The 17,463-nt window shown below is 72.2% G+C and carries 16 protein-coding genes and 2 pseudogenes; 3 read left to right on the top strand and 15 right to left on the bottom strand.

The features are described from left to right. Window positions 1-134 precede the first annotated feature (134 nt). Complete coding sequence (locus ACF07N_RS23950; protein ID WP_392117032.1) at window positions 135-1,325, top strand: lactonase family protein; 1,191 nt, start codon at window positions 135-137, stop codon at window positions 1,323-1,325. Here the strand turns inward: ACF07N_RS23950 and ACF07N_RS23945 are convergent. Together ACF07N_RS23945 and ACF07N_RS23940 are read right to left on the bottom strand one after the other, a co-directional pair. Continuing rightward, window positions 1,293-2,021 (bottom strand): DUF2470 domain-containing protein, encoded by a 729-nt coding sequence (locus tag ACF07N_RS23945; protein ID WP_392116328.1) that lies wholly within the window; start codon window positions 2,019-2,021, stop codon window positions 1,293-1,295. The two genes, ACF07N_RS23950 and ACF07N_RS23945, sit on opposite strands and share 33 nt — an antisense overlap. A gap of 85 nt (window positions 2,022-2,106) precedes the next feature. Then, window positions 2,107-2,715, bottom strand: a complete 609-nt coding sequence (locus tag ACF07N_RS23940; protein WP_392116325.1) for a TetR/AcrR family transcriptional regulator — start codon at window positions 2,713-2,715, stop codon at window positions 2,107-2,109. Window positions 2,716-2,824: 109 nt separating this feature from the next. Between ACF07N_RS23940 and ACF07N_RS23935 the strand changes: the two genes are divergently transcribed. Continuing rightward, entirely contained in the window at window positions 2,825-4,321 is a 1,497-nt protein-coding gene (locus ACF07N_RS23935) for a cytochrome P450 (RefSeq protein ID WP_392116322.1), read from the top strand. On the opposite strand, the gene ACF07N_RS23930 is transcribed toward ACF07N_RS23935, so the two are convergent. The 3 genes and pseudogenes from ACF07N_RS23930 to ACF07N_RS23920 form a co-directional block, all read right to left on the bottom strand. Further along, window positions 4,283-5,125 (bottom strand): pentapeptide repeat-containing protein, encoded by an 843-nt coding sequence (locus ACF07N_RS23930; RefSeq protein ID WP_392116319.1) that lies wholly within the window; start codon window positions 5,123-5,125, stop codon window positions 4,283-4,285. The genes ACF07N_RS23935 and ACF07N_RS23930 overlap by 39 nt on opposite strands. Window positions 5,126-5,167: 42 nt before the next feature. Then, on the bottom strand, window positions 5,168-6,073 hold the full coding sequence (gene sigJ, locus ACF07N_RS23925; RefSeq protein ID WP_392116316.1) for an RNA polymerase sigma factor SigJ: 906 nt from the start codon (window positions 6,071-6,073) through the stop codon (window positions 5,168-5,170). Window positions 6,074-6,108: 35 nt separating this feature from the next. Continuing rightward, window positions 6,109-6,225 (bottom strand): annotated as a pseudogene (locus ACF07N_RS23920) (PIG-L family deacetylase); the annotation flags it as partial. Window positions 6,226-6,522: 297 nt separating this feature from the next. On the opposite strand from ACF07N_RS23920, the gene ACF07N_RS23915 reads away from it, so the two are divergent. Continuing rightward, window positions 6,523-6,948 carry a PASTA domain-containing protein gene (locus ACF07N_RS23915; RefSeq protein WP_383584068.1) on the top strand — a complete coding sequence of 142 codons (426 nt, stop codon included), beginning with the start codon at window positions 6,523-6,525 and terminating at the stop codon, window positions 6,946-6,948. A gap of 4 nt (window positions 6,949-6,952) precedes the next feature. Here the strand turns inward: ACF07N_RS23915 and ACF07N_RS23910 are convergent. From ACF07N_RS23910 to ACF07N_RS23865, 10 genes and pseudogenes are all read right to left on the bottom strand, one after another. Continuing rightward, a pseudogene (locus ACF07N_RS23910) lies at window positions 6,953-7,479 on the bottom strand (IS5 family transposase); the annotation flags it as partial. A gap of 140 nt (window positions 7,480-7,619) precedes the next feature. Next, window positions 7,620-8,384, bottom strand: a complete 765-nt coding sequence (locus ACF07N_RS23905) for a PIG-L deacetylase family protein (protein WP_392116313.1) — start codon at window positions 8,382-8,384, stop codon at window positions 7,620-7,622. A gap of 28 nt (window positions 8,385-8,412) precedes the next feature. Next, a complete protein-coding gene (locus ACF07N_RS23900) occupies window positions 8,413-9,714 on the bottom strand; it encodes an alpha/beta fold hydrolase (RefSeq protein ID WP_392116310.1) in 1,302 nt (433 codons plus the stop codon). Window positions 9,715-9,841: 127 nt separating this feature from the next. Continuing rightward, window positions 9,842-10,867 (bottom strand): LacI family DNA-binding transcriptional regulator, encoded by a 1,026-nt coding sequence (locus tag ACF07N_RS23895; protein WP_383347769.1) that lies wholly within the window; start codon window positions 10,865-10,867, stop codon window positions 9,842-9,844. 89 nt (window positions 10,868-10,956) lie between these two features. Further along, window positions 10,957-12,381, bottom strand: a complete 1,425-nt coding sequence (locus ACF07N_RS23890; protein WP_392116307.1) for a BNR repeat-containing protein — start codon at window positions 12,379-12,381, stop codon at window positions 10,957-10,959. 16 nt (window positions 12,382-12,397) lie between these two features. After that, on the bottom strand, window positions 12,398-12,718 hold the full coding sequence (locus ACF07N_RS23885) for an L-rhamnose mutarotase (protein WP_383584060.1): 321 nt from the start codon (window positions 12,716-12,718) through the stop codon (window positions 12,398-12,400). A gap of 16 nt (window positions 12,719-12,734) precedes the next feature. Continuing rightward, window positions 12,735-13,820, bottom strand: a complete 1,086-nt coding sequence (gene rhaS / locus ACF07N_RS23880) for a rhamnose ABC transporter substrate-binding protein (RefSeq protein ID WP_392116304.1) — start codon at window positions 13,818-13,820, stop codon at window positions 12,735-12,737. 29 nt (window positions 13,821-13,849) lie between these two features. Then, entirely contained in the window at window positions 13,850-14,845 is a 996-nt protein-coding gene (locus ACF07N_RS23875) for an ABC transporter permease (RefSeq protein ID WP_383347760.1), read from the bottom strand. Beyond that, entirely contained in the window at window positions 14,838-15,878 is a 1,041-nt protein-coding gene (locus ACF07N_RS23870) for an ABC transporter permease (protein ID WP_392116300.1), read from the bottom strand. Before ACF07N_RS23870 ends, ACF07N_RS23875 begins: the two co-directional genes overlap by 8 nt. Beyond that, complete coding sequence (locus ACF07N_RS23865; RefSeq protein WP_392116297.1) at window positions 15,875-17,392, bottom strand: sugar ABC transporter ATP-binding protein; 1,518 nt, start codon at window positions 17,390-17,392, stop codon at window positions 15,875-15,877. The genes ACF07N_RS23870 and ACF07N_RS23865 overlap by 4 nt, the downstream gene beginning before the upstream one ends. Window positions 17,393-17,463: the final 71 nt, after the last annotated feature.

Raw genomic sequence — 17,463 nt, 5'->3', positions numbered from 1 at the left:
TCCCGGGGACGTCTATGGCGTCCCCGAGGGCGTCCGCGGCCCTCGCGGCGCGCGGTGCCGGTGTTGCACCCGGCAGGTGATCCACGTCAAGGTGGCTGTCCGTGACGGGGACGAGTGACGACCTGAGGGGCGACATGGACACTGGCTGGAGCAGGCGCCGGTTCGTCGGCGTGCTCGCGGGCGGGGCCGCCGCTGCGGCGCTGCCCGCCTGCGACGGCCCCCCGGCGCCCGACCAGGCCGCGGCGCCTTCTTCCTCCCCGGGCACGGACCCCTCCCCCGAGGCCCGGCGCCCCTCCGGGCCCCGGCCCCTCTACCTGGGCACCTACGCCTCCGCGGAGGACGGCGGCAAGGGCATCGGCCTGGCGACGTACGACCCGGAGACGGGCCGGATCACCGGCACGGGCACGATCACCGGCGTCGGTGACCCGTCGTACCTCGCGGTCCACCCGGACCGGCGCACGCTGTACGCGGTGGACGAGCGCGACGACGGCGCCGTCACGGCCGTGCGGCTGTCCGACCGCACGGTGCTGGGCAGCCGGAGCACCGGCGGGGCGGCCCCCTGCCACCTGTCGGTGCATCCGGGCGGCCGCTGGCTGCTCAGCGCCAACTACGGGTCGGGCAGCGTGGCCGTGCATCCCATCGACGCCTCGGGGGCTCTGGGCGAGCGCACCGATCTCGTCCGGCACTCCGCCCCGCCGCCCGGACCGGGCCAGGACGGGCCGCACGCCCACCAGTTCGTCACGAGTCCGGACGGGCGCCATGTGCTCGCGGTAGACCTGGGGACGGACACCGTCTACACGTACCGCCTCGACGAGAAGTCCGGCACGCTCACCGAGGTCGCCCGGGCACGGACCCGGCCCGGCGCGGGGCCCCGGCATCTGACGTTCCACCCCGGCGGCCGGTACGCCTACCTCGCCGACGAGGTCGGCAACACGGTCACCGTCTGCGGCTACGACCCGGCCTCGGGGCGGCTGCGCGTCGGCGCGGCGCAGTCCACGGGCACGGGCACGGGGACGAGCTACCCGGCGCAGCTCCTGGTGACCGGGGACGGCCGGTTCGCGTACCTCGCCAACCGCGGCCACAACAGCCTCACGCGTTATGCCATCGAGGCGGCCGGCGCCCGGCTGAGGCTGCTGGACACCGTGCCCGTGGGCGGGGACTTCCCCCGCCAGATCGCCTTCTCCCCGGAGGGCACGCTGCTGTTCGCGGCGAACCAGAAGTCCTCCAGCGTCACCGTCTTCCACGTGGACGGGGCGAGCGGCGCCCTGCGGCCCGCTGGAGAATCGTTCCCCTCACCGGTCGCCGTCTGTGCGCTGCCGCTGTAGCGCCCGCGGGCAGGAGGCGGCGGCCGCCTGGCCGAGCAGGACGTGCATCCGCTCGGTCAGTTGCGCGACGTCGTCGGCGGGGCGGTGGAACGCCAGGCGTACGTCGCCGTGGGACCGGGCGCGTTCGATGCGCAGCGTCAGCCCGTGCCGGTCGACGGCGAGCGGCTGGACGCGGACCGCTCCGTGCAGGCTGTCGGGCTCGACGAGCCGGGTGAGCCGCTCGACCGCGTCGGCGTGGCAGTCGGCGAGGTGGGTCAGCAGCCGGGCCTCGGCCGTGGTGAGCGGGTCGGGCCGGGCCGCGGCGAACTCGTCGAGGTCCACGGCCACGGCGCCCGACGGCCGGCGCAGCACCACCCGCGTCGGGGTGAACGCCAGCCGGTCCTCCTCGACGGCGAACCAGCCGGCGAGCCACAGCCGGGCGCGGATCCGGCTGCGCACCGGGACGGGGGCGACGTCGGCGAACTCCAGCACCGCGGACGGCTCGCCGCGGGGCGCGCAGACCGCGGCACCGAGCAGGGCGCTGTCCTCGGGCACGGCGACCGTCACCCGGCCGTCCTCGGCGACCGTGTGCGCCCCGACCAGTTCCTCCCGCGTGCCTTCCGCGGTCACCGAGCAGGACCACGCGGCGGCGAGCACCGAGCGTGCCCGCTCCGCCGCGGCGGGGGCCGCCGTCCAGCTGTGGCTGTCGTCACCCATCCCAGACCTCCTTAGGTAAGCCTTGCCTAACCTATCGAAGATCGGAGTGCGCGCCAACCCGGACACGTGATCTCCACGAGGCTTCTCAGGGCGTGAGGACGCCCAGCAGAGCGCGGGCGCACAGATCGCGCACCTGCTCCCGGCTCAACTCGGCGTCGCGCAGCCACTCCAGGCACACGGACGTGGTGAAGGCCAGCCACCCGCGCACCGCCAGCCGCACCTCGGGGCGCTCCTGGAAGGACGGACCGAACTCGGGGTCGGCGGCGAGGGCGGCGAGGATCTGCCGCTCCTGCGCGGCCAGGGCCCGCTGGTAGACGCGCCGTACCGCCTGGTCCCCCGCCGCGTCGGCGCGATGGAAGGCGCGGTAGCCGTGCGCGTGGGCCCGCACGTACTCCAGGAACGCGTCGAGGCCGGCCGTGAGCTGCGCGCGCACCGGGACGCCGGGCACCGCCGCCGTCATGCGCAGCATCCGCTCGCTCTCACGCTCGACGACGGCCGCGAAGAAGTCCCGCTTGGTCGGGAAGTAGTGGTAGAGCAGCCCGCGCGAGACCCCGGCGATCTCGGCGACCTGCTCGATCCACACGTCGTCGTAGGGGTTCTCCGAGAACAGCCGCGCCCCGACCGACAGGAGCTGCGCCCGGCGCTCCTCGGTGCTGAGCCGGCGGCGCGTGCGCCCGCCCTGATTCGCGGCCATGCCCGCACTTTACTTGACGCCGGTTCAACAGCGGGACCAGACTGAACCGCGCTATTGAACTCACGTACAACACGTGCCAAGCCACCGCTGGATCAAGGGAGATCGCGCCATGACGGAGGCGCCGACACGGGCACAGCAGCCCAAGGGTTTCCGCAGTGCCGAGCTGGGCTGGCCGGAGCTGGACCGCATCCCGCACCCGCCGCACCGGATCCCGCTGCTCGGGGACGTCGTGGGCGTCGACCGGCGCACCCCGGTGCAGGACTCCCTGCGCTACGCCCGTCAACTCGGGCCCGTCTTCCGGCGCAAGGCCTTCGGCAAGGAGTTCGTCTTCGTCTGGGGCGCCCGGCACACGGCCGACCTCGCGGACGAGACGCGCTTCGCCAAGCACGTGGGACTCGGCGTCGCCAACCTGCGGCCCGTGGCCGGGGACGGCCTGTTCACGGCGTACAACCACGAGCCCAACTGGCAGCTGGCGCACGACGTCCTCGCCCCCGGGTTCAGCCGCGAGGCGATGGCCGGCTACCACCCGATGATGCTGTCCGTGGCGCGGCGGCTGACCGGGCACTGGGACGCGGCGGCGGCCTCGGGCCGGACGGTGGACGTGCCGGGCGACATGACCAAGCTGACGCTGGAGACGATCGCGCGGACCGGTTTCGGGCACGACTTCGGCTCGTTCGACCGCTCCCGGCCGCACCCCTTCGTCACCGCGATGGTCGGCACCCTGACCTACGCGCAGCGGCTCAACACCGTGCCCTTCCCGCTGGCCCCGCTGCTGCTGCGCGGCGCGAGCCGGCGCAACGCGGCCGACATCGCCTATCTCAACCACACGGTCGACGAGCTGGTCCGGGCCCGGCGCGCCGGGGGCGGCGGGGACGGGGACCTGCTCGACCGGATGCTGCTGACGGCCCACCCCGAGACCGGGGAGCGGCTGGCGGACCGGAACGTGCGCCGCCAGGTCATCACCTTCCTGGTCGCCGGCCACGAGACGACGTCGGGCGCGCTCTCCTTCGCCCTGCACTACCTCTCCCGCCACCCCGAGGTCGCCGCCCGGGCCCGCGCCGAGGTGGAGCGGGTCTGGGCGGACGCGGAGCAACCGGCCTACGAGCAGGTGGCCCGGCTGCGTTACGTCCGCCGGGTGCTGGACGAGTCGCTGCGGCTGTGGCCCACCGCGCCCGCCTTCGCCCGGGAGGCCCGCGAGGACACCGTGCTGGCCGGGGAGCACCCGATGCGGCGCGGGGCCTGGGCGCTGGTGCTGACTCCGATGCTGCACCGGGACCCGGAGGTGTGGGGCGCGGACGCCGAGCGGTTCGACCCGGACCGCTTCGAGGCACCGGCGGTGCGGTCCCGGGCCCCGCACACCTTCAAGCCCTTCGGGACGGGGGCGCGGGCCTGCATCGGGCGCCAGTTCGCGCTGCACGAGGCGACGCTGGTGCTCGGCCTGCTACTGCGCCGCTACGAGCTGCGGCCCGATCCGGCCTACCGGCTGCGCGTCACGGAACGGCTGACGCTGATGCCGGAGGGCCTGCGGCTGCTCCCGGAGCGCCGGACGCCGGTGCGCGAGCCGGCCTCAGACCTGCGCCACCCAGTGCCCGGGGCGGGTGAGTGACGCCGGCAGCCGGGTGCCGGCACTGCCCCGCGCGGCGTTGAGCTGCGGCTGGGTGAGGAAGAACGCCCCCGTCAGGTCGGCGTCGGTGAGGTCCGCGTCGCGCAGGTCGGCGCCGATCAGGTCGGCGCCCCGCAGGTCGGCGCCGGTGAGGTCGGCGGCGATGAGGTACGCGCCGCGGAGCGTGGCTCCACGCAGGTCGGCGCCCTTGAGGCGGGCCCCGACGAGGTCCGCGCCCCGGCGGTCCTTCCTGCGGCCCTTGGTGCCGGCCCGGGCCAGCTCGCTGGTGCGCAGCAGCAGGACGTTGACCTCCTGGCGGTGGGCCGCCACGTCCAGGGCGGCGAGTTGCTCGGGGGTGCCGCCGGCCAGTTCCTCCGTCCGCTCCAGCGCCGTGCGGAGCTCGTCGTGGAGGGAGCGGGCGGCGGGCAGGGCGAGCGCCTCGGTCAGGTACCACAGCAGCTCGTGCAGCTGCCGGACGACCGGGAACACGTCGAACATGCGGCGGGCGCGCTCGGGCGGCCCGGTACGCCAGTCCCGTCCTTCGAAGGTGACCTGCGAGACCCGCTGCCCGGCCCCGAAGCAGTCGTAGACGGTACAGCCGGCGAATCCTTTCTGCCGCAGGGTGGCGTGAATGCCGCAGCGCTGGTCGTCCCGCAGGTTCCGGCAGGGTGTGCCGGCGTCCTTGGAGACCGCGAAGTCGGCTGAGGCGGCGAAGGGCAGGGCGACGCAGCAGAGCCCGAAGCACCGCTCGCACGCGCCGCGCAGTTCCGCTCGCGCGGCTTGATGATCTCGCATGCCGTTCAGCATACGAAACGACAGCTCAGGTGCCGGCGGCCGCGGTGACCCGGCTCAGCCCGCACGCCCGGGCACCTCCAGACGTGCCAGCCGCTCCGGGTCGGCCAGGATGTAGAGCGCGGTGATGCGGCCGTCGCTGATGGTGACGCCCATGACCGACCGCACGCGTCCCCCGTGCGCGTTGACCACTCCGACCGAGCCGTTGACCAGCGCGAGTTCCGCGGCCTGCGCGAACCGGGCGAACATCATCGCCTGCTCCGCGACCGCCTCGGCGCCCTGGACGGCCTTGGACACGGCCGCGCCCCGCACCAGCGCACCCGAGTCGGCCCGCAGCACCACGTCCGGGTGGAGCAGCGCCAGCAGCGCCTCGAAGTCCCCGGCGCGGGAGGCGGCCAGGAAGGCGTCGAGCACCTCCTTCTGGCGTCCGAGGTCGGGTTCCGCGGAGGGCGTGGCACCGCGCACCCGGCGCCGGGCGCGGCTGGCCAGCTGCCGGGTCGCGGCCGGGCTGCGCTCCACGACGGGCGCGATGTCGTCGAACGGCACGGCGAACATGTCGTGCAGCACGAACGCCAGCCGCTCGTCGGGCGCCAGGTTCTCCAGGACGACGAGCAGCGCCAGGCCCACGGAGTCGGCCCGGAGCACCTCCTCCGCCGGGTCGTCGAGGTGGGACAGCGGCCTGAGCACGGGGTCCGGGACGAACGTGCCCGGCGTGGCGTCCATCGGCTCCTCGCGGCGCGCGGCACGGGAGCGGAGCAGATCGAGGCAGACCCGGCCGGTGACGGTCGTGAGCCAGCCGCCGAGGTTGTGGATGCCGTCCGTCTCGGCGCGGCTGAGCTTCAGCCACGTCTCCTGCACGGCGTCCTCCGCCTCAGTGAGCGAACCCAGCATGCGGTACGCGACGGCTCGCAGCCGTCCCCGGTGCTCCTCGAACCGGCCGGCCAGTTCCTCACTGCCTGTCACGCTCTCCCCCGTCTCCCCGTCATGACCGTCTCACGTCACCTGCTGAACAGTTCGAACGCCACCGCCGGCCGGCCGCCGAACCGCTCCCCCATGGCCTCGGCGTGCTGCGTCAGGAAGCCGCGGACGTACGTCTCGGGGTCCTCTCGCCCGAGATACCGTAGCTGCCCACGTTTGTACGCTGGCATCCCGTCCTCGGTCGGCCAGGTTGTTCTTGCGCCGGAGCTGTTCGTTTTCGGTCAGCGTCTCGGGCCGACTGAGAATCCCTCTCGTCACCATGCGGGGTTCCGGCACTCCGTCGTCCGGGCCTGCCCTCGCCGTGCAACTCTCCAGCTTCGAGCTGGTCTCCCACTCCTGACCGGGCGTGTCACAGAAGTGTCACGCAGCGTTCACACCACCCTCACATGTCGCATGATGGCCCCTCAGCACTCGCAACCTTCGGGGGACGAACCATGCGCATCCGCTACACCATCGGCGCGCTCACCGCCGCAGCACTTCTCACGCTCACCGCCTGCGAAGGCACCGAGGACACCAGTTCCAGCAAGCCGGGCACCACCGCCGAGGACACGAGCGGCCGGACGAAGCAGGACACGAGCACCACCGAGACCGACATGGACGCGCCCACTGCCGAGACCAGCGCCGACGAAGCCGAGCCGGAGACCAGCGAGGTGCCCGACGTCGTCGGCATGAACCACCGCGAGGCGCAGAACCTGCTGCGCAGCGAGGGCTTCATGGTCAACGAGGAAGACGCGTCACCCGAGGGCCGATGGATCCTCGACAACAGCAACTGGAAGGTCTGCCGCCAGGACCCGGCGCCCGGCGCCACGAACGCCCTTCGCGTCGCCATCTACTCCGTCAAGCTCGACGAGTCCTGCTGACCACTCACAGACACGCGGCAACGCCCCCGGTGACCTCGTCCCGAGGACTCTGCGGCCATAGTCGTGGGCAGGCGATGGTGACCAGGCCCTGACATGCCGGGCGAGCTCGTCATAGCGGGTGGCCAGGGCCTTGTTGTGCTTGAGCTTGTTGAAGCAGCGCTCGATGAGGTTGCGTCGCCGGTAGGCGGCCCGGTCAAGCCGGCACCGGCTCTCGCCGCGCCGAAGGACGGCCATTGATCTGGTCGATCCGTTCCGGGATCGCAGCCTTGATGCCCCGTCACCGCGGGTAGGAGCGGATGTCCGGGGACGAGTATCCCTTGTCCGCGACGAACCTGCTCGGGTGGCGTCCTGGGCCGTCCGGGTCCGCATCGACTGACCCTGATGCGGGCCATGATGCTCGAACTGGGCGCAGTTATTGACGTTGCCAGCAGCGATTGTGAAAGCGAGCGGTCGGCGTCAACTCTGCCCCTCGCAGGCGAGGTGAATCCTCAGGGACAGCCCGCTCCGTAACCGGCCGATCGCCTCGCCCGGCCGGAGCCCTCTCTTCAGTCCCCGCGTTCGGAACCCCCATCGTGATCGCTACACCTAGTACCTGCTGCCACGCGGAGGGGCAGGGGCGGACGCCCCCGGTCACCGGACCGGGGGCGCTGTCACGTGCGATCGCGAATCACTCAGCGGGGGAAGAGCTCGAAGGCGACGGCGGGGCGGCCGCCGAATCGTTCAGCGAGGGCGTCGGCCTGGCGGGTGAGAAAGTCCCGGCAGTAGTCCTCGACTGACGTACGTCCGTTGCTCGAATCGTCGTCGGTCAGCACCTCGATGTACGTGCGGTGTTCCAGCAGGGAGCGCACCGCGCGCTCCATGCCCGGTGTCGCGTCCACGGCGTGGGTGGGCGTGCTGGAACCGGCGACGGCGACCCAGCGCACGCCGTCCCAGGGTTGGAGGCCCTGCGCGGTGAGTTCCGGGAAGATCCAGCGGTTGCCCGCGTCGCCGGCCGCGTCGAGCGTGGCCCGGCCGACGGCCACGTGGTCCGGGGTGTTCCAGGCGACGCCGCCCCAGGTGTCGCGGTGGTTGAGCGTGATGACCAGCTCGGGCCGGTGCCGGCGGATGGCGGCGGCGATGTCGCGGCGCAGGGCGGTGCCGTACTCGATGACGCCGTCCTTGTGGTCGAGGAACTCCACCTCGCTCACGCCCACCACCGCCGCGCTCGCCCGCTGCTCCCGCTCGCGCAGCGGGCCGCACTGCTCGGGGGCGATCGTGTCGATGCCCGCCTCGCCGCGGGTGGCGAGGACGTAGGCGACCTCGCGGCCCTCGTCGGTCCAGGCCGCGATGGCCGCCGAACAGCCGTACTCGAGGTCGTCCGGGTGGGCCACGACCGCGAGGGCGCGCCGCCAGTCGCCGGGCATGGGCTGGAGTTGAGTGCTCGTCGGCTCCGTCATGTCGGCAGACTAGTCCGCGGCACCGGCGTCACGCCTCGTCGCGCACGAGGGCCAGCAGCCGGTCCAGGACCCGGGGGCCGCCGGTGCGCACGCCGTCGTGCTCGTACTCGTCCGTGACCCAGGTGCGCAGGCCGCGGACGGCGCGTGCGGTGCGCAGGGAGTGGGCGGTGTCGACGTACATGTCGTCGTGGTACACGGCTGCGGCGACCGGTACCTCGTTGGCCGCCAGGCGCGCGGGGTCGTACAGGGGCGTCCAGTCGGTGCGGGCGGCGAGCAGTTCGGCGGTCTCGCGCAGCGGGCGCAGCGCCGGGTCGCAGTCGAACATCCAGGGGTGAATCGATTCTCCGGTGAACAGCAGGGGTTCGTCGCCCGCGAGGGCCTTGGCGGCGTCGAACTGGGGGAACTCGGCGCGGACCCGCTCGGCCGCCCATGCGGTGGGCCGGGCGTCCTGGCCGTAGATCGACTCGTGGATCAGGGCGTACAGCGGGTGGCGCGCGTAGGAGAGCAGGCCCTGGACCTGCTCCTGGAAGGCGTCGGAGAGCGCGAGGCCCTGCGGGGTGCGGACGAACGCGTCCTCCAGGAGGTGGTGGAGGCGGTGGGTGCCGTCACCGGTGCCGAGGACGATGCCGAGGGACTGGAAGGCCTCGACGGTGAGCCGGTAGCCGTTCGGCAGGACCACGTCGTGCGTGAGCAGGTGGTCGGCGATCCGCCGGGCGCGTTCGGCGTCCTGCGGGTAGCGGGCGTAGTGGGCGGTGACCTTGCGCTCGATGCGCGGGAAGGCGGCCCGGTAGACGTCCTCGGCGTGGGCGTCCAGGGACGGCAGGCCGCCGGTGACAAGGACGGTGGCCAGGCCCTCTGGGGCGAGGGAGAGGTACGTGGTCGCGCAGAAGCCGCCGAAGCTCTGGCCCAGGACGGTCCAGGGTGCGCCGCCGGTGAGCCCGGGCCGGATGGCCTCGCAGTCGCGGACGATCGAGTCGGCGCGGAAGCGGGTGAGGTAGCCGGCCTGCTCGGCGGGGCCGCCGCGCAGCGGGAGCGTCTGCCGGTTGGCGGGCGTGGAGTGGCCGGTGCCGCGCTGGTCCAGCAGCAGCACGCGGTACTCCTGCAGCGCCCGGCCCAGCCAGCCGGGCCGGCCGACGGAGCGGTCGGCGCCGAAGCCCGGTCCGCCCTGGAGGTAGAGCAGCCAGGGCAGCTCCAGGTGGGCCTTGTCGCCGGCGACGACCTCTCGGGCGTACAGCTCGATCGTCTCGCCCTCGGGCCGGTCGTGGTCGAGGGGCACGGTGAAGCGCCGGTCGGTGAGGACGACTCCGGGCTGACGGTAGCTGAGGATCAACAGGGCTCCCGGGACGGGCGGATTTTCGGACCGCGTCCCAGTTCATCACAGGGAACGTCCGGGGGTGAGCCCTTCGATCATGAAACCTTGCTGAACGACCGTTCAGGCCAGGCGGCCGTTCAGGCCCTCAGCGGGCGGCCAGACTGGAGCGGCGGACGACGAGTTCCGGCTGGAGCACGACCCGCCGGTGCTCGTGCGGCCGGGCCGTGCCCTCCTCCTCGGTCTCCTCCAGGAGCAGGTCGGCCGCCATGGCGCCCATGGTGACGGCGGGCTGGCGGACCGAGGTGAGCGGCACGGCGGCGGCCGCCGCGAACTCGATGTCGTCGTAGCCGACGATGGCGAGGTCGTCCGGGACGCGCACACCGGCCGCGTACATGGCCTGGAGCACGCCGAGGGCGAGCAGGTCGTTGGCGCAGAACACGGCGGTGGGCCGGTCGGCGAGCCCGAGCAGGCGGGCCCCGGCGTCCCGGCCCGCGGCGACGTCCAGCCGTTCGGTGGGCAGCTCGCGCAGCGCGTCGGGGCCGAGCCCGGCCTCGGCGAGCGCTTCGAGGGCGCCGGTGCGGCGGTCGCGGACCTGGTTGAGGCCGGGCGGGCCGCTGACGTAGGCGAGGGAGCGGTGCCCGGCGTCGACGAGGTGGCGTACCGCGAGGGCGCCGCCCGCGACGTCGTCGACGGAGACGGAGCACTCGGTCGTGCCCTCGGCGACCCGGTCGACCAGGACGAACGGGATGCCGTGCCGGCGGAACGCCTCGATGTTGCGGCCGGTCGCGTCGGCCGGGGTGAGCAGCACGCCGCGCACCCGCTGCTCGGCGAAGAGCGACAGGTACTCGGCCTCCTCGCCCGGGTTCTGGGCGCTGTTGCAGACCATCACGCCGAGCCCGGCCCGCCGGGCGGCCCGCTCGGCGCCGCGCGCGACGTCGACGAAGAAGGGGTTGCCCATGTCGAGGACGAGCAGCCCCATGATGCGGCTGCGCCCGGCGCGCAGCTGGCGCGCGGACTCGCTGCGGACGTAGCCGAGCCGGTCTATCGCGGACAGCACGCGGGCCCGGGTCTCGGTGGCGACCGTGTCCGGGCGGTTGATCACGTTCGACACCGTGCCGACGGAGACTCCGGCGGCACGGGCGACGTCCTTGATACCCACCGACTGGGCCATCGGGCGGGGACCTCCAGGGGGAGACGAGGGGGGCGGCGGCCCGGGGCGGCTTCACATTACCGGCACGCCGCCCCGGGACCCGGTCACGGTCAGGCGGGCAGCCGGAAGTCGGCGACGCGCAGCGGCGAGGGGGTCGTACCGGTGGACTTCTCCTGGTACATGAAGGACAGCACCCCGTCCTGGGCCACCCGGGTCTCGTCGATGACGACCTCGCCGAAGGCGTTCAGGCCGCTGCCGTCGAAGAGGACCTTCCAGTCGGTGTACCCCGAGACCGCTGAGGCGCCGGCGATCCGGCCGTAGGGGAAGATCGCGTAGGCGTTGTCGTACCGGTCGAGGATCAGCTTGGTGCGCTGACTGGAGTCGAGCGGGACCGGGATCTCGGTCTTCTGCCAGCTGCCGGAGGCGTTGCGGCGGAGGTGGAAGGCCCGGCCGTTCCTGGTCCGGTCCGCGACGTAGTTCGTGGTGCACTGGCCGAAGCGGCCCGGGACGTAGGAGATGATCGCGTGCGGCCGGCCGGCGGAGTCGGTGAACTGGCTCTCCTGGTTCATCAGGGAGTGGTCCGGGTCGAGCGGGTCCACGATCAGCCCGGCGTCGTTGACGGACACCTTGTCGGAGCCGCCCGTGACGCCGACGACCGTGCCCGCGTCGTTGCGCCAGGTGCGGCCGCGGTCGTCGGAGTAGACGTAGCCGGTGTCGTGGTTGGTGATGCCGCCGCCGTTGCACATGACGGCGCCGTTCTGCTCGCGCCAGGTGAAGAAGGAGTGCAGCCGGCCGCCCCGGTCGTAGTCGATGCCGTGCAGGTACATGTTGCGGGCGGTGGAGGAGCCGTGCGCACTGGTGTAGGTGCCGGTGGAACTCGACCACTCCCCCAGGGCGGTCCACCGGGTGCCGTCGTACTCCGCGAGGGCGTTGCGGCCGTTGCCGGAGACGGCGACGCGGTAGCTGAGCTGGAGCCTGCCCTCGGGGGTGGAGACGAACTGCGGATAGGTGAACTGCGAGGTCGGCGCGAGGCCGTCCAGCGTCGCCTGGGGCGCCCCGAAGCGGCTCGCGGTCCAGCTGAGCCCGGTGGGGTCGTCCATGAGCCCGGCGACGGACTTGACGTAGGTGAAGCCGTCGCTGTGGGAGTCCATGTTGAGGTGCAGGCGGCCGTCGGCCCTGGAGACGCCCATGGAGATGACGTTGTGGGAGTCGTCGTAGCGCAGGGTGTGCCCGGCCTTCACGGTCGACCAGGTGCTCGACCCGAGGGCGCGGCGGCCGACGACGGCGTTGCGGTCGGCGGTGTACCAGGCGGCGTACTGGTGGCCCTTGTAGGTCAGCAGGCCGTTCTTCTGGAACGAGTTGTTGTTGACCAGCCCGTCGTACGACACGAAGAAGAGGGCCCGGCCGTCGAGCGTGGTGGTGCCGGCCGGGGTGACGGACGGGCCGGGTCCGGCGGCCCGTGCCGTGCCGGAGGCGAGGGCGGGGGTCACCACCGTTCCCGCGAGGGCGGCGGCCAGCAGGGTACGTCTGTGCATCTCGTGGACTCCGTCGTCATGCGAGGTGGAAGACTTCCGTGAGCGGTTTCATGGCCTCGTCGGGACGGGCGCCGTCCAGGGTCTCGAAGAACGGCGCCATCTCCGCCTGCCAGCGGGCGTTGACGTCGGTGGCCTCCATCCCGGCCCGGGCGGCCTCGAAGTCCTCGGTCTCCAGGTAGCCGACGAGCAGTCCGTCCTCGCGCAGGAAGAGCGAGTAGTTGTGCCAGCCGGTCTCCGTCAGGGCCTGGAGCATCTCGGGCCACACGGCGGCGTGCCGCTCGCGGTACTCGTCGAGGCGGTCCGCCCGGACCTTCAGCAGGAAGCACACGCGCTGCATCAACGACCCTCCGGGATCAGAAGTCGAACTGGTCGATGTTGCCGGCGTTGAACACGGTCGGCTTGCCGAGGCTGATCACACCGTCCTTGCCGATGGTGTACTCGCCCATGGAGCCGGCCTTGAAGGTCTCGCCCTCCTTGCCGGTGATCTGCCCCGAGGACAGCGCGACGGCGGTGCGGGCGGCCAGTTCGCCGAGCTTGGCCGGGTCCCACAGCTCGAACGCCTCGACGGTGCCGTTCTTGACGTACTTGCGCATGTCGTTGGGGGTGCCGAGGCCGGTCAGCTTGACCTTGCCCTTGTACTTGGAGCCCGACAGGTACTGGGCTGCGGCCTTGATGCCGACGGTGGTCGGGGAGATGATCCCCTTCAGGTTCGGGTACTCCTGGAGCAGGCCCTGGGTCTGCTGGAAGGACTGCTGGGCGTCGTCGTTGCCGTACGCGACCTTCACCAGCTTCATGTTCTTGTACTCGGGCTTCTTCAGCTCGTCCTTCATGAAGTCGATCCAGGTGTTCTGGTTCGTCGCCGTCTGCGCGGCGGACAGGATCGCGATCTCGCCCTTGTGGTCGATCTGCTCGGCGAGCAGCTGCACCTCGGTGCGGCCGAGGTCCTCGGCGGAGGCCTGCGAGATGAAGGCGTTGCGGCAGCCGGGCGTGGTGTCGGAGTCGTAGGTGACGACCTTGATGCCGTTCTTCATGGCCTGCTTGAGCGCGGTGCACAGGGCGCCCGGGTCCTGCGCGGAGACGGCCATCGCGTCGACCTGCTGCTGGGTGAGCGTGTTGACGTAGGAGACCTGCCCGGCGGTGTCGGTCGCGCTGGACGGCCCGACCTCCTTGTAGCTGGAGCCCAGTTCCTTCAGTGCCTTCTCGCCGCCCTTGTCGGCGGTGGTGAAGTAGGGGTTGTTGACCTGCTTGGGCAGGAACCCGACGGTCAGGCCCTTCTTGAGCTCGGCGTTCGGGTCGGCCTTGCCGGCGGCGGCCGCGGAACCGCTCTCGTTCGCGACGTCCTTCTTGGTGGTGCCGCCACCGCAGGCGGTGAGCGCCAGGGCGAGCGAGGTGGCGGTGGCGAGCGCCGCGCAGCCGCGGCGGAGGGTTGTCTTACGCATGGCTGTCGTCCTTTACGAGGAAGGGCTGGTCATGAGGTGGGAGTCGAGGCGGCGGCTCTGCGGCCCGCCCTCGCTGTGGAGATCTGCCGTACGACCCGGGGGCCGAGCACGGAGAGAACGAGCAGGACACCGGTGACGACGATCTGCGACTGCGCCGAGACGTCCTGGAGGCTCATCACGTTCTGCAGCGCCCCCAGCAGGAACACCCCGGCGATCGCGCCGCCCAGCGTGCCCTTGCCGCCGTCGAAGTCGATACCGCCGAGCAACACGGCCGCCACGACGGACAGTTCCAGGCCCGTGGCGTTGTCGTAGCGGGCGCTGGCGTAGTGCAGCGCCCAGAAGACGCCAGTCAGGGAGGCCATGAGACCGGTCAGTGTGAACAGGATCAGCTTCTGCCGCCTGACCCGGATCCCGGCGAAGCGGGCCGCCTCCTCGCTCGCCCCGATCGCGAAGAGCGAGCGCCCGAACGGCGTGGCGTGCAGCGCGACCACGGCGATGGCGAGCAGGACGAGGAACGGCAGGAAGGCGTACGGGACGAAGGTGTCGCCGATGCGCCCGGCCGCGAAGTCCAGGTACTGCGTGGGGAAGTCGGTCACCGCGTCGGAGCCGAGCACGATCTGCGCGATGCCCCGGTAGGCGGCCAGCGTGCCGATCGTGACGGCGAGGGACGGCAGCCCCAGCCGGGTCACCAGCAGGCCGTTGATCAGCCCGCACACCACGCCCAGGAGCAGGCAGACCGGGATGATCGTCTCGATGGCCATGCCCTGGTTCCACAGGGCGCCCATCACGGCGCCGGACAGGCCGGCCGTGGAGGCCACCGACAGGTCGATCTCGCCGGAGACGACCAGCAGGGTCATCGGCAGCGCGATCAGCGCGATGGGCAGGGTGTTCCCGATCAGGAACGACAGGTTGAGCGCGTTGCCGAACCCGTCGACGAAGCCGAAGGAGAACAGCAGGACGACGAGGAGGAGGGCGCCGACGACCGTGTCCCAGCGGACCGCTCGGCTCAGGGAGATGTCAGCCATGGCGGGCGTTCCTCTTCTTCAGGGCGGAGGCCACGCGCAGCGCGACGATCCGGTCGACCGCGATGGCGAGGATGAGCAGGATGCCGTTGATCGCGAGCACCCAGACGGAGCTGACGCCGAGGGCGGGCAGCACGCTGTTGATGGAGGTCAGCAGCAGGGCGCCGAGGGCCGCGCCGTAGACGCTGCCGGAGCCGCCGGTGAAGACGACGCCGCCGACCACCACCGCGCTGACGACGGTCAGTTCGTAGCCGGTGCCGGTGCCGGAGTCGACGTTGCCGAACCGGGCGAGGTACAGCGCGCCGGCGAGTCCGGCGAGGGCGCCGCAGAAGGTGTACGCGGCGAGGATCCGCTTGCGCACGGGGATGCCGGCGAGGCGTGCGGCCTCCGGGTTGGAGCCGAGGGCGTAGAGCTCGCGGCCGCTGCCGAAGTGCTTGAGGTAGTAGGCGGTGGCGACGAGGACGGCCAGGGCGATCAGGGCGAGGTACGGCACGGCGGAGATGCCGCCTGAGCCGAAGTCGACGAATCCGCCGGGCAGGTCGGCCGCGGTGATCTGCCGGGAGCCGACCCAGATGGAGTCGATGCCGCGGATGATGTACAGCGTGCCGAGGGTGACCACGAGCGCGGGCACCTGGCCGAGGCTGACGAGCAGTCCGTTGAGCAGCCCGAAGCCGACGCCGAGCAGGACGGCCAGGGCGATCGCGACGACCGGGTCGCCGCCGCCCTGGAGGTAGGTGCCGGCGGCGAAGGCGCTGATGCCGAGCGTGGAGCCGACGGACAGGTCGACGTTGCGGGTGATGACGACCAGGGACTGGCCGGTGGCGACCAGGACCAGGATCGTCGCGTTCAGCAGCAGGTCCTTGACGCCCTGCTCGGACAGGAACTCGCTGTTGCCGGCCTGGGTGACGGCGATCATCACCAGGAAGACGACCAGGATGGCGAGTTCGCGCATCTTGAAGACGCGGTCGACGAGCCGGGTGCCGCTCGACTTGGGCACGTCGGCCACGGGGGCCTCCTGCGGGGTCACGACCGTCATGCGGCGGCCCTCCCGGTGGCTGCGGCCATCACGGTTTCCTCGGTGGCGTCGGAGCGCGGGATCTCGGCGGTCAGTCGGCCCTCGTGCATCACCAGCACGCGGTCGGCCATGCCGAGGATCTCGGGCAGGTCGGAGGAGATCATCAGGACGGCCACGCCGTCGGCGGCGAGCTGGGACAGCAGCCGGTGCACCTCGGCCTTGGTGCCGACGTCGATGCCGCGGGTCGGCTCGTCGACGATCAGCACCTTCGGGCCGGTGGCGAGCCACTTGGCGAGGACGACCTTCTGCTGGTTGCCGCCGGAGAGCGTGCTGACCGTGTCGGCGATCCGGGCGTACTTGACCTGGAGCCTGACGGCCCAGTCCAGGGAGCGGCTGCGTTCGGCGCCGCGGTCCATGAACCCGGCCTTCACGGTCGTGCGCAGTCCGGTGAGGCCGATGTTGCGCTCGATGGACATGTCCATCACCAGCCCCTGGGCGCGGCGGTCCTCGGGGACCAGGGCGAGGCCCGCGGCCATGGCGGTGGAGGGGGCCCCGTTGACCAGGGGCTTGCCCTGGACGGTCACGTCACCGGCGTCCCAGCGGTCGATGCCGAAGACGGCCCGGGCGACCTCCGTGCGCCCGGCGCCGACCAGGCCCGCGAGACCGACGATCTCACCGTGCCGGACGTCGAAGGAGACGTCGGTGAAGACGCCTTCGCGGGTCAGCCGGCGCACGCTCAGGGCGACCTCGCCCGGCTCGACCTCCTGCTTGGGGTACAGCTCGTCGAGGTCGCGGCCGACCATGCGGCGCACCAGGTCGTCCTCGGTCATGCCCTCCAGGGGCTCGCTGGCGATCAGGGCGCCGTCGCGCAGGGTGGTGACCCGCCGGCAGATCTCGAAGATCTCCTCCAGCCGGTGGGAGATGAACAGCACGGCGGCGCCCTGCTCGCGCAGGGTGCGCACCACGCCGAAGAGGCGGGCGACCTCGCTGCCGGTGAGGGCGGCGGTCGGCTCGTCCATGATCAGGACGCGGGCGTCGAAGGAGAGGGCCTTGGCGATCTCGACGATCTGCTGGTCGGCGATGGACAGGCCGCGCGCGGGACGGCCGGGGTCGAGTTCGACGCCGAGGCGCTTCATCAGCTCGGCGGTGGCGTGATGCGTGGCCTTGTGGTCGATCCGGCCGAGCGCGCGGCGCGGCTGGCGGCCCATGTAGATGTTCTCGGCGATCGACAGGTCGGGGAAGAGCGTGGGCTCCTGGTAGATCACGGCGATGCCGGCGTCGCGGGCGTCGCCGGGCCCGTGGAAGGCGACGGGCGCGCCGTCGAGCAGCACCTGGCCGGTGTCCGGCCGGTGCACTCCGGCGAGCGTCTTGATGAGGGTCGACTTGCCGGCACCGTTCTCGCCGGCCAGGGCGTGCACCTCCCCGGGGAACAGCTCCAGGGAGACGTCCCGCAGGGCGCGGACCGCGCCGAAGGACTTGGAGACGTCCCTCAGCGCCAGAACCGGGGCCGGACCCGTGGTGGACGGGTGGGTCATTGGGGGCTCCTCGACGACGCCGGCGGGACGGCCTCGCGGCGTCGTGGGCGTCGTGAAAGGTTTCAACTGGG

The sequence above is a fragment of the Streptomyces sp. NPDC015242 genome (genome assembly GCF_043079125.1).
In the GTDB taxonomy this organism is placed as follows: domain Bacteria; phylum Actinomycetota; class Actinomycetes; order Streptomycetales; family Streptomycetaceae; genus Streptomyces.
Note: the sequence above shows the minus strand (reverse complement) of the source record. Positions and strands in the feature narration are given on the sequence as shown.

What these genes read in the sequence shown, in the direction of transcription:
- ACF07N_RS23950 (WP_392117032.1), top strand. Translation starts at nt 135, where the DNA reads ATGGACACTGGCTGGAGCAGGCGCCGGTTCGTCGGCGTGCTCGCGGGC.
- ACF07N_RS23945 (WP_392116328.1), bottom strand. Translation starts at nt 2,021, where the DNA reads ATGGGTGACGACAGCCACAGCTGGACGGCGGCCCCCGCCGCGGCGGAG.
- ACF07N_RS23940 (WP_392116325.1), bottom strand. Translation starts at nt 2,715, where the DNA reads ATGGCCGCGAATCAGGGCGGGCGCACGCGCCGCCGGCTCAGCACCGAG.
- ACF07N_RS23935 (WP_392116322.1), top strand. Translation starts at nt 2,825, where the DNA reads ATGACGGAGGCGCCGACACGGGCACAGCAGCCCAAGGGTTTCCGCAGT.
- ACF07N_RS23930 (WP_392116319.1), bottom strand. Translation starts at nt 5,125, where the DNA reads ATGCTGAACGGCATGCGAGATCATCAAGCCGCGCGAGCGGAACTGCGC.
- ACF07N_RS23915 (WP_383584068.1), top strand. Translation starts at nt 6,523, where the DNA reads ATGCGCATCCGCTACACCATCGGCGCGCTCACCGCCGCAGCACTTCTC.
- ACF07N_RS23905 (WP_392116313.1), bottom strand. Translation starts at nt 8,384, where the DNA reads ATGACGGAGCCGACGAGCACTCAACTCCAGCCCATGCCCGGCGACTGG.
- ACF07N_RS23895 (WP_383347769.1), bottom strand. Translation starts at nt 10,867, where the DNA reads ATGGCCCAGTCGGTGGGTATCAAGGACGTCGCCCGTGCCGCCGGAGTC.
- ACF07N_RS23890 (WP_392116307.1), bottom strand. Translation starts at nt 12,381, where the DNA reads ATGCACAGACGTACCCTGCTGGCCGCCGCCCTCGCGGGAACGGTGGTG.
- ACF07N_RS23885 (WP_383584060.1), bottom strand. Translation starts at nt 12,718, where the DNA reads ATGCAGCGCGTGTGCTTCCTGCTGAAGGTCCGGGCGGACCGCCTCGAC.
- rhaS (WP_392116304.1), bottom strand. Translation starts at nt 13,820, where the DNA reads ATGCGTAAGACAACCCTCCGCCGCGGCTGCGCGGCGCTCGCCACCGCC.
- ACF07N_RS23875 (WP_383347760.1), bottom strand. Translation starts at nt 14,845, where the DNA reads ATGGCTGACATCTCCCTGAGCCGAGCGGTCCGCTGGGACACGGTCGTC.
- ACF07N_RS23870 (WP_392116300.1), bottom strand. Translation starts at nt 15,878, where the DNA reads ATGACGGTCGTGACCCCGCAGGAGGCCCCCGTGGCCGACGTGCCCAAG.
- ACF07N_RS23865 (WP_392116297.1), bottom strand. Translation starts at nt 17,392, where the DNA reads ATGACCCACCCGTCCACCACGGGTCCGGCCCCGGTTCTGGCGCTGAGG.